Below are 10,121 nucleotides of genomic sequence, written 5' to 3' on the forward strand. Positions count from 1 at the left end.
TAACGCCATCAGGTTTTCAGCAACTACCTGATCTGAAAGCCATTTCTCTTCAGCGGCCGTTGGCCTGATCTCTGCACCCCTCAAGCCACACTCATCAGCGCAGATTGAAGGGGGATGCATGACCCCAACAAATCGCAAAAAACTGGTCGTCGCCCATTCCGTGCGAGCCGAAGCCCCGCTGCACGAAGTCGAAACCAATCGGGCGTTGGCCCGGTGGCTGGCGCAGATCCTCGGGCTCAAGTACGGCGGCAGTTTCGATCCTGAATTGCACAGTGGCCGTGACCTGTATCTGTTGCCGACCCAGACCCTGGTGGGCGTCGCTAACGCTCGGCAACTGGGGGTCAAAGGCCCGGAGGATTTGTGGGGCGGTTATGTCGACCACGATTTCATCTGCACCAAAGCCATCAGCCACGGTTTGCTCAATCGTCACGCCCATGCGCCGGAAGGCTGGTCGCCGTTGTTTTCCGAGCGCGTGCGCAGTGTCGTGCTCGACGGCCTCAGCGTATTTGCCCTGGAGGATGCGCGGCCAGCGGCGGAGCACTTGCTCTACAGCGGCCCGATCCGCCTCAAGCCGATTCACGCCTGTGCCGGGCGCGGTCAGGAAGTGATCAAAAGCCTCGACCAGTTCGACGCCATCCTCGCCCGCCCCGACGCCGAGCAGTTGTTCACTGAGGGCGTCGTGCTGGAGCAGGACCTCGACCAAGTAATTACCCACAGTGTCGGTCAAACGTTTATCGGCGACAAAGTGCTGAGTTACTGCGGTGATCAATACTTGACCGAAGACGGTCAGGGCGAGCAGGTTTATGGAGGTTCCAACCTGTTGGTGGTCCAGGGTTACTACGAGGATCTGCTGGAGCTGGAGCTGCCCGACGATGTGCGCCTGGCAATCCAGCAAGCCCAAGTGTTCGACAACGCGGCGGACGAGGCTTATCCGGGTTTCTACGCCTCGCGGCGCAATTACGACATCGCTCAGGGCCTGGACAGCAGCGGCAAACCCCGCAGTGGCGTGCTCGAACAATCCTGGCGCATGGGCGGCGCCAGCAGCGCTGAAGTCGCCGCGTTGCAAAGCTTTATCAACGACCCGGAGATGCGCGCGATTCGTGTGTCATCGGTGGAAACCTACATCGATCAGCCACTGCCGGCGGATGCCATCGAGGTGTACCGCGGCCCGGCGCAAGACAGTGACTTTCTTCTCAAGTACGTAACGGTCAAATCCTATGACGGCTAGAAGCGAAACCATTGAAATCGACATCGACGGCGAACAGATGACCGGGCATTTTCTCAGCCCCAAATCAAAAGTCCCGGGCGTGCTGTTCGTGCACGGCTGGGGCGGCAGTCAGGAGCGGGATCTGGAACGAGCCAAAGGCATCGCGGGATTGGGCTGTGTTTGTCTGACCTTCGACCTGCGTGGGCACACCGGCGGCACCGGCATTGCACTGTCCAAGGTCACCCGTGAAGACAACCTGCGGGACTTGCTGGCGGCGTACGATCGCTTGCTCGCCCATCCGGCCCTCGACACCTCGGCGATTGCGGTGGTCGGCACCAGTTATGGCGGGTATCTGGCGGCGATCCTCACCTCATTGCGCCCGGTGCGCTGGCTGGCGTTGCGGGTACCGGCGCTGTATCGCGACGAGCAATGGCACACGCCCAAGCGGGATCTGGACAAGGTGGATTTGCTCGACTACCGCAGCACGCTGGTGCATTCCGAGAACAATCGCGCGTTGCACGCCTGCGCGGCGTTTACCGGGGACGTGTTGCTGGTGGAGTCCGAGACGGATGACCACATCCCTCACGCCACGATCATGAGTTACCGCGCGGCGTGCCAGCAGACGCATTCCCTGACCCACCGCATCATCGACGGCGCCGACCACGCCTTGAGCGACCCCATATCACAGCAGGCCTACACCTCGATCCTAGTGGACTGGATCACGGAAATGGTGGTGGGGGAGCGGTTGAGCATTATTCAGTCATCGTGATTGCAGCAAGATCAAAAGATCGCAGCCTTCGGCAGCTCCTACAGGTGAACGCATTTCAATGTAGGAGCTGCCGAAGGCTGCGATCTTTTGATCTTGCTTTTAATCCCGAGGTTTCTTCGCAATCCGCAACGACTTGGCCTTGGCCTCCACCACCAGATACATCACCAGCGCAATCAACAACGGCAAGATGAAATAAATCGCCCGATACGCCAACAACCCCGCCACCAGACTGCCCCGCGACGCCTCATGTTGCAGCAGCGCCACGAACACCGCCTCCAGCACCCCAAGCCCCGCCGGGATGTGCGTAATGACCCCGGCAATCGCGCTGATCAACAACACCCCCAGCACCAACGGATAGTCCAGTTTGCTCGGCAACAGGGTAAAAATCACCGCCGCCATCAACGACCAGTTCAACGCACCGAGCGCCAGTTGCAGCAGCGCCATGCGTAGCGATGGCAGGTCGATTTCCACGCCGCGTATCGCCCATTCCCGGCGTTTGGAAAACCGGCACGCCGCCAGATACCCGGCACTGATCACCAGCAGCAACACCCCGACGCCTTGCAGTGCATCGCTGCTCAGCTTCCAGCCCGGTGGCATTCGGACCAGTCCGCTGCTGAAGATCGCGCCAGCGATCACCATGTAGCCGAACCAGTTCGTCGCGAGGCTCAGCCCTAGGATTTTCGCGATGTTGCTTTTGCTCACGCCCAGCCTTGAATACAGCCGATAACGCATGGCGATGCCGCCGACCCAGGCGCTCAGGTTGAGGTTGAAGGCGTAGCTGATGATCCCCACCGGCAGAATCTGTTTCCAAGTCAGGTCCTGGCGGATGTAGGTGCGGCCGATCAGATCGAAGCTGGCATAGACCAGGAAACTTACCAGAGTCACGCTCGCCGCAATGATCAGCGTGCGTACTTTGAAATCGGCCAGAGTGTCGAACACCTCGTTCCATTCAATGCGCTGGGCCAGCATCGTGAACAGCACGATCAGCGCCAGGAAAAACAGGATCGTCAGTGGTTTTTTCCAGCGGCTCCAACGGGCTTTTTTGGCTGGAACAGGGCTGTCGGCGTGGGCGGCCGGTTGTGCATCAGAGTGGCTCATGACGATCGCTCCCGGCCGGGTGAGTGAAGGGTTTCAGGCGCGGCTTGTGCGCCGGCAACCAACCGGCCCATGCCGGAAAATGGCGCAGGAAGTGGAACACCAGAAACCCGACGGTCATGTGCCAGACCCGACCGCGCGGGGACTTATCCGGGGACATGGCTTTGCAATGGTTGTTGCTCAGGTCTTCAAGGCGCTCAAACAGTTGGCGATTGAAGGTTCGGTCGCGGATCAACACATTGGCTTCCAGGTTCATCGACAGGCTCAGCGGATCGAGGTTGCTCGAGCCGACGGTGCTCCAGTCTTCATCCACCAACGCGACTTTGCCGTGCAGCGGTCGTTGGCTATATTCGTGAATCTGCACGCCGGACTTGAGCAGATAGTCATAGGTCATGCGTGCAGCCAGTTTGGCCACCAGCATGTCCGGTTGGCCTTGTAGAATCAGTCGCACCTCCACGCCACGGCGCGCCGCATTGCGGATCTCGCGCAGCAGCCGATAACCGGGAAAGAAGTAGGCGTTGGCGATGACGACGCGGCGCTGGGCGCTGCGCAGGACTTGGCGGTAAACCTCCTCGATGTCCGTGCGATGGTCGCCGTTGTCGCGGTACACCAGTCGAACCTGCCCATCATGATCACTGAAGGCCAATTCCGAACGTCGTTGCCGGCGGCGTTGCCACCAATACTTCGCCCGTGCCGGACGACCGCTTTGCAGCAGGGCGAAGTGATGAATGTCCGCCACCGCCGGGCCTTGCACTTCCACGGAATAATCCTGCTTGGCCTCGGGGCCGAAGTCGGCCAGATGGTCGGCGGAAAAGTTGATCCCGCCGAGGAACGCAATCGTGCCGTCGACCACCACAATCTTGCGGTGCAGGCGGCGGAACCAGTTCGTGCGGATACCCAGATGCTTGGGCGCCGGATCAAATATCTGGACGTGTACGCCGGCCTCATTCAATGCCGCGAGATAGCCGCTGCTCAACTCGCCGCAGCCAAAGCCGTCAAGGCTGGCGGTTACGCGCACGCCTCGCTGGGCGGCTTCAATCAGCACTTGCTGCAGCTCATTGCCGACCTTGTCTTCGAAAACAATGAAGGTTTCCAGGAGGATTTCGGTCTTGGCTTCGCGCATGGCCGCGAATACCCGCGGGAAATACGCTTCACCGTTTTCCAGCAACTCGACCCGGTTGTTTCCCTGCCAGGCGTATTCGACGTCAACCGCCGCGGGCTCGCCCATCGGTGGCGCGGCAATCTGTTCCACGGTGGTTTTCTCCATCGAGGGATGGCTCATAGCTCGATCTCCACCGAAAGCGGTGCGTGGTCAGAAAGGTGTGACCAGGGCCGCGCCGCCAACACCTGCGGACGGCTGGCCTTGAGGTTGCGCACGTAGATGCGGTCCAGGCGCAGCGCCGGCCAGCGCGCCGGAAACGTGCGCGCCGGTTTGCCATGGTGTTCGGCGAAGACTTCACGCAGGCCCGCAGGTTTTAGCAGCGCATCGGCGCGCTGGCGCCAGTCGTTGAAGTCTCCGGCGACGATCACCGGCGCATCGTCCGGCAACTCGGCGAGGCGGCGGGACAGCAACTTCAGTTGTTCAGTGCGATGAGCTTCATGCAACCCGAGATGGACGCAAATTGCGTGCACTTCCTGGCCGTCACCGGGCAGGCGCAGCACGCAATGCAGGATGCCGCGGTTCTCGTGACCGCTGATGGACACGTCGAGGTTGTCATGACGAATGATCTGGAATTTCGACAACAACGCATTGCCGTGGTCGCCCGCCGGGTACACCGCGTTGCGGCCGTAGGCGAACTGCGGCCACAGGGTGTCGGCGAGGAATTCGTATTGCGGCATCGTCGGCCAGTTGCTGTAGCGCTGGGGATGCTGCTCGTGGGTGCCGTGGACTTCCTGCAAAAACACCACGTCGGCGGACACGCTGCGCACTGCTTCACGCAACTCGGGCAGGATGAAGCGCCGGTTGAGTGCGGTGAACCCCTTGTGGGTATTGACCGTCAGCACGGTAAAGCGGCGCACGGCGGTGATGATGGTTTGCTGCTCGTCGGTGTTGCCGACCGGTTCAGAAATGCTCATGGCAGCACTCCTTCGGCAGCGGGCTCGCCGGGGCGGGTGGCGAGGTCTTTGTCGAGGTCGAAGCGCTCCAGCAGGCTGCGGGCGTCGAAGGGCGCGCGGACCTTGATGTCGTTATCGAAATAGCAGAAGACTTCGCGGGTTTTGCGCACCTTGGGTTTTTGCCGCGGCGCGATCAGATGTGGGTCCGTCGGTTGCTTGCCGTGGTTCCAGGCGTCAATCCGGTCGCCCCAGCGTTTCAGCGCCTCGGGCGTGTAGCCGCTGGCGTAGAGCTCTTCGGCGCCGTGCAGGCGCAGGTAGACAAAGTCGCTGGTGAGGTCTTCGCGGTACGGCCACTTACCGGCGGTGTCGGCGATCACCAGGGCGGTGTTGTACCGTCGTAGCAGGCGAGTGAAGGCGGGATCGACAAAACTTTCATGGCGAATTTCCACGGCGTGGCGCAACGGTTTTTTGCCGTGGGCCTTCAGGCTCGCGTGGCCATTCACATGGGCGTCGTGTTGGCGGGCGAGGGCGGCGGCCTGTTCGGTGTCGTGTGGCAATTGTTCGAGGAAGTGTTCAAACAGTTCGGCGTCGAACTTGAAGCTGGGCGGGAATTGCCAAAGGATCGGTCCGAGTTTTTCTTTCAGTTCCAGCACCCCGGAGGCAAAGAAATTCGCCAGGGGTTTATGGATGTCCCGCAGGCGCCTGATGTGGGTGATGAAACGCGGGGCTTTAACGCTGAAGACGAAGCCCCGTGGGGTTTCTTCGTACCACTGCAGATAGCGTTCAGGCCGTTGCAGGGCGTAGAACGATCCATTGATTTCGATGCTGTTGACCGCCCGCGAGGCGAATTGCAGTTCACGCTTCTGGGTCAGCCCCTTCGGGTAGAACCCCCCGCGCCACGGTGTATAGCGCCAGCCGGAAATACCGATATGAATCGCCGCCATGTGTCCTCCCGTCGAATGGCCCTCCATCTTTTGATGACTGTCGGGCAAACGGGAAAGTTTCGATGGGACTACGGACGGTCAACAGGTCACACATCACACCCGTAGGAGCTGCCGAAGGCTGCGATCTTTTGACTTTGATTTTTTAAGATCAAAAGATCGCAGCCTTCGGCAGCTCCTACAGGGGTTTAGTGACCGGCGACTACGCGGGTCGAGCTTTCGGCATACACCGGCCCAAGCCGATCAAGCCGTCCACTCCACAGGGTCAACGCAAGCGCCACCAACACCACCAGGCCACCAATCCACGCGGTATGGATCAACCCCATATTCGCCACGATCAAGCCACCGCCCCACGCACCCCCGGCAATCCCGAGGTTGAACGCCGCGATGTTCAGGCCCGAAGCCACGTCCACCGCATTCGGAGTGTGATGTTCGGCCTGACGCACCACATACACCTGCAGGCCCGGCACGTTGCCGAAGGCCACGGCGCCCCAGACCAGCACGGTCGCCAGGGCCAGCCATGGGTTACTGGCGGTGAAAGTCAGCACGAACAGCACGGCGGCGAGCAGGGCGAAGATGATTTTCAGCGCGCTGATCGGGCCGCGTTTGTCTGCCAGTTTGCCGCCCCAGATATTACCGACAGCCACCGAGATGCCGTAGACCAGCAGCACCAGGCTGACGGTGCTGGCGCTGAAGCCGGAGATGTCCTGAAGAATCGGTGCCAGGAACGTGAACGCGATAAACGAGCCGCCGTAACCGACCGCCGTCATGGCATACACCAGCAGCAGACGCGGTTGTTTGAGTACTTGCAGTTGTTCCAGCAACGAGGCGGGTTTGCTGTGGGTGATGTTTTTCGGCACGTAGAGCAGGCTGCCGATAAACGCGATCACACCCAACGCCGACACGGCGAGGAAGGTTTCACGCCAGCCGAAATGCTGACCGATAAATGTCCCCAGCGGCACGCCGGTAACCAATGCCACGGTCAGGCCGGTGAACATGATCGCAATCGCGCTGGCGGCTTTTTCCTTCGGTACCAGGCTGGTGGCGATGGTCGAGCCAATCGAGAAAAACACCCCGTGGGCCAGGCCGGTGACGATCCGCGCGATGATCAGCGATTCGTAGCTCGGGGCTTTCCAGGCCAGCAGGTTGCCGAGGGTGAACAGCACCATCAGCGACAACAGCAGCAATTTGCGCGGGACTTTGCCGGTGAGGGCGGTCAGCACTGGCGCGCCGATGGCCACGCCCAGGGCGTAGAGGCTGACCAGCAAACCGGCGGACGGCAGGCTGACCCCGAGGTCGGCGCCGATGGTGGGTAACAGGCCAACGATGACGAACTCGGTCGTCCCGATGGCGAAGGCGCTGAGGGTCAGCGCGAGCAAGGCAATGGGCATGACTGCAACTCCGGTGGTTTATTTGATAGAGCGCAGTGTCGGGGTTTGGGTTGTGCGGAAAAATAGGGGGATTGGCATTTGATATTTGCTTTGTGCGCAAAGATCAAGGGCCACCCCTCACCCCAGCCCTCTCCCCAGAGGGGAGAGGGGAAAGGGAGCAGATCTCTGTGCTCTTCAAAACCTGAGTTCGGCTCGGTATTTCAGGTCGATGTAGCTCCAAGTACAACTCGGTCGGCTCCCTCTCCCCTTTTGTGGAGAGGGCTGCGGGGGGAAAGGGAGCAGATCTCTGTGCTCTTCAAAACCTGAGTTCAGCTCGGTATTTCAGGTCGATGTAGCTCCAAGTACAACTCGGTCGGCTCCCTCTCCCCTCTGGGGAGAGGGCTGGGGTGAGGGGTGGCCCTTGATTTCACCCCAAAACCGAACTTGCCCGGCATTTGCCGATCAGTTCCTTACAGACCCTTCGCAAGGAGCTCCGCGTTTTGTTCAAGTTCAAGACTGCGATACTACTGGGGGCGTTGTTGATTCTGGGCAGCGGCGAGCTGGAAGCCGCCGCGCTGCCGGGCGTTCCCACCACCGCCGAGGCGCCGGCCGCGCCCGAACCACTGGTCCAGGGCGGCCTGCTCGGCGCCATCAGTTCCAGCATCGACGATGTGCAGGACAAGCTCGACCTCAACGAAAACCTGGTAGATGCCTGGCGGCTGCGGGCGGATCGGGCGGCCGACGAAGTCGACAAACTGGTCAACCAGCCTTCGGCGCGCTCCGGCTGGAGTGTGGCTGGCGATTTCCTGATGCTGTCCGGCGTCTGGCTCGGCACCTTCGCCTTGCTTACCGTACTCGGCGGGATTGCCGCCAAACGCCTGAGCCAGGGCCGTTGGCTAAGCACCCGCCAACGCAGTCAAGACCTGCTCGGCTACCTGCTGCCATACACGCTGCCGGCGATCGCCAGCCTGCCGTTGACCCTCTACGTCAGCCATTTTCTGCAAGCCTCGGCGGGGCGGGCGTTGGCGTTGTGTTTTGCCTACGCCACCAGCAGCGGCATTTTTTCCACCTCGATGCTGCTCTGCGTGATTGTCATGTTCAACACCGGCCACAAGCGCCCGGCGGTGCAGATCATCCGAGATTTCTGCCCCAGACCGTTGTTCCTGATCGGTTTCCTCGCGGCGCTCAGCGACGCATTGACCAGCCCGCAGATCGCCCGGCAACTGGGGGGCAATATCACCAGCAGCGTCGCGGTGTTTACCGGGCTGTTTGCCTCGATCATCTTCGGTTACCTGGTCATCCGTTTGAGACGCCCGGTGGCGCATCTGATCCGCAATCGCCCACTGGCCCAGCGCCTCAAACAACCGTCGCTGCAAGAGTCCCTGCGGATCTTTTCCGGGCTCTGGTACTGGCCGATTCTGCTGATGGTGATGGTCTCGGCGATCAACCTGATCGGCGTCGGCGAGGACAATCAAAAAGCCCTGCGTTGCGCGTTGTTCACCACGATCTTGCTGATCGCCACGGTGTTCCTGAGCACGATTTTCCAGCACCTGTTCAAATCCCGCAAAGCCGAAAGAATCCAGCGCAGCAGCGCCTACAAGGAACGCTTTCTCAGCCTGTTGCACGCCTTGCTGCGGATCGTCATGGCGGTGGCGTTCATTGAGATTCTCGGGCGAATCTGGGGCGTGTCGCTGTTTGAGTTTGCCGAGCAAAATTCCATCGGGCGGGCGATTGGCAATGCATTGAGCAGCATCGGTTTGATCTTCCTGGTGACGTGGCTGCTGTGGGTGGTGCTCGACACAGCGATCCAGGAAGCACTGAAACCACCGATCAGCAAACGCTCGGCACGTCAGCCGAGCACGCGGGTGAAAACCATCCTGCCGCTGCTGCGCAACGCGATCAAAATCATCCTGGTGGTGATCTGCGCGATTACGACCATGGCCAACCTCGGGATCAACGTCGCGCCACTGCTGGCCGGTGCCGGGGTGGTCGGCCTGGCCATCGGTTTCGGCTCCCAGCAACTGGTGCAGGACGTGATCACCGGGCTGTTCATCATCATTGAAGACACGCTGTCGATCGGCGACTGGGTGGTGCTCGACTCTGGCCACGCCGGCACCGTCGAGGGCCTGACCATCCGCACCTTGCGCCTGCGCGACGGCAAGGGTTTCGTGCATTCGGTGCCGTTCGGGCAGATCAAGGCTGTGACCAACCAATCGCGGCAATTCGCTTATGCGTTTTTCTCGGTGCAGTTCACCTATGACACGGATGTGGACAAGGCCATCGAGTTGATCCGCGAGGCCGGGGATTCGATCCGCGACGACGCGTTCCTCAAGTACAACCTGCAAGGGCCGCTGGATGTGTTTGGCGTCGACAAAATGGACCTCAACGGCGTGGTGCTGACGGCGCAGTTCCGCACGGTGTCGGGCGGGCAATATGCGGTGAGCCGGGCGTTTAACCAGCGGCTGAAAAAGCTTGTGGATAACAGTCCGTGGGTACACTTCGCGCAGACTTATCCACAGCAGGTACTGATGCCGCATCGGGTGGTAGAGGGTGCGGAAGAGGAGGGGCCCGCGCCGGAGAACTCGCCAGTGTTATTGCCAGAGCAGCCGCGTACCCAATGATGTGTGTTGTAGCTGCTGGCCCCTTCGCGAGCAAGCCCGCTCCCACATTGGAATGCGTTCCCC

General features: G+C 60.8%; 8 protein-coding genes. 3 read left to right on the forward strand and 5 right to left on the reverse strand.

Annotated features, from left to right (window positions below):
- The first annotated feature begins 118 nt into the window (after nt 1–118).
- Nucleotides 119–1,228: a DUF3182 family protein gene (locus HB680_RS27790; RefSeq protein WP_213941538.1), complete on the forward strand. Its 1,110-nt coding sequence runs from the start codon at nt 119–121 to the stop codon at nt 1,226–1,228.
- Complete coding sequence (locus tag HB680_RS27795) at nt 1,218–1,976, forward strand: alpha/beta fold hydrolase (protein ID WP_213941539.1); 759 nt, start codon at nt 1,218–1,220, stop codon at nt 1,974–1,976. The genes HB680_RS27790 and HB680_RS27795 overlap by 11 nt, the downstream gene beginning before the upstream one ends.
- A gap of 99 nt (nt 1,977–2,075) precedes the next feature.
- On the opposite strand, the gene HB680_RS27800 is transcribed toward HB680_RS27795, so the two are convergent.
- From HB680_RS27800 to HB680_RS27820, 5 genes are all read right to left on the reverse strand, one after another.
- Nucleotides 2,076–3,074 carry a lysylphosphatidylglycerol synthase domain-containing protein gene (locus tag HB680_RS27800; RefSeq protein WP_213941540.1) on the reverse strand — a complete coding sequence of 333 codons (999 nt, stop codon included), beginning with the start codon at nt 3,072–3,074 and terminating at the stop codon, nt 2,076–2,078.
- Entirely contained in the window at nt 3,061–4,353 is a 1,293-nt protein-coding gene (clsB, locus tag HB680_RS27805; RefSeq protein ID WP_213941541.1) for a cardiolipin synthase ClsB, read from the reverse strand. The genes HB680_RS27800 and clsB overlap by 14 nt, the downstream gene beginning before the upstream one ends.
- A complete protein-coding gene (locus tag HB680_RS27810) occupies nt 4,350–5,147 on the reverse strand; it encodes an endonuclease/exonuclease/phosphatase family protein (RefSeq protein WP_213941542.1) in 798 nt (265 codons plus the stop codon). Before HB680_RS27810 ends, clsB begins: the two co-directional genes overlap by 4 nt.
- Nucleotides 5,144–6,070, reverse strand: coding sequence for a DUF72 domain-containing protein (locus tag HB680_RS27815; protein ID WP_213941543.1), 927 nt, complete (start codon nt 6,068–6,070; stop codon nt 5,144–5,146). Before HB680_RS27815 ends, HB680_RS27810 begins: the two co-directional genes overlap by 4 nt.
- A 185-nt stretch (nt 6,071–6,255) precedes the next feature.
- Entirely contained in the window at nt 6,256–7,458 is a 1,203-nt protein-coding gene (locus tag HB680_RS27820; protein ID WP_213941544.1) for an MFS transporter, read from the reverse strand.
- 479 nt (nt 7,459–7,937) lie between these two features.
- Between HB680_RS27820 and HB680_RS27825 the strand changes: the two genes are divergently transcribed.
- Entirely contained in the window at nt 7,938–10,058 is a 2,121-nt protein-coding gene (locus HB680_RS27825; protein WP_213941545.1) for a mechanosensitive ion channel family protein, read from the forward strand.
- Nucleotides 10,059–10,121 lie beyond the last annotated feature (63 nt).

Origin of the sequence: Pseudomonas sp. dw_612 (genome assembly GCF_018449725.1) — a bacterium.
In the GTDB taxonomy this organism is placed as follows: Bacteria; Pseudomonadota; Gammaproteobacteria; order Pseudomonadales; family Pseudomonadaceae; genus Aquipseudomonas.

Excerpts from the sequence above, each read along its gene's own strand:
- HB680_RS27790 (WP_213941538.1), top strand. The coding sequence starts at position 119 with ATGACCCCAACAAATCGCAAAAAACTGGTCGTCGCCCATTCCGTGCGA.
- HB680_RS27815 (WP_213941543.1), bottom strand. The coding sequence starts at position 6,070 with ATGGCGGCGATTCATATCGGTATTTCCGGCTGGCGCTATACACCGTGG.
- HB680_RS27820 (WP_213941544.1), bottom strand. The coding sequence starts at position 7,458 with ATGCCCATTGCCTTGCTCGCGCTGACCCTCAGCGCCTTCGCCATCGGG.
- HB680_RS27800 (WP_213941540.1), bottom strand. The coding sequence starts at position 3,074 with ATGAGCCACTCTGATGCACAACCGGCCGCCCACGCCGACAGCCCTGTT.
- clsB (WP_213941541.1), bottom strand. The coding sequence starts at position 4,353 with ATGAGCCATCCCTCGATGGAGAAAACCACCGTGGAACAGATTGCCGCG.
- HB680_RS27810 (WP_213941542.1), bottom strand. The coding sequence starts at position 5,147 with ATGAGCATTTCTGAACCGGTCGGCAACACCGACGAGCAGCAAACCATC.
- HB680_RS27795 (WP_213941539.1), top strand. The coding sequence starts at position 1,218 with ATGACGGCTAGAAGCGAAACCATTGAAATCGACATCGACGGCGAACAG.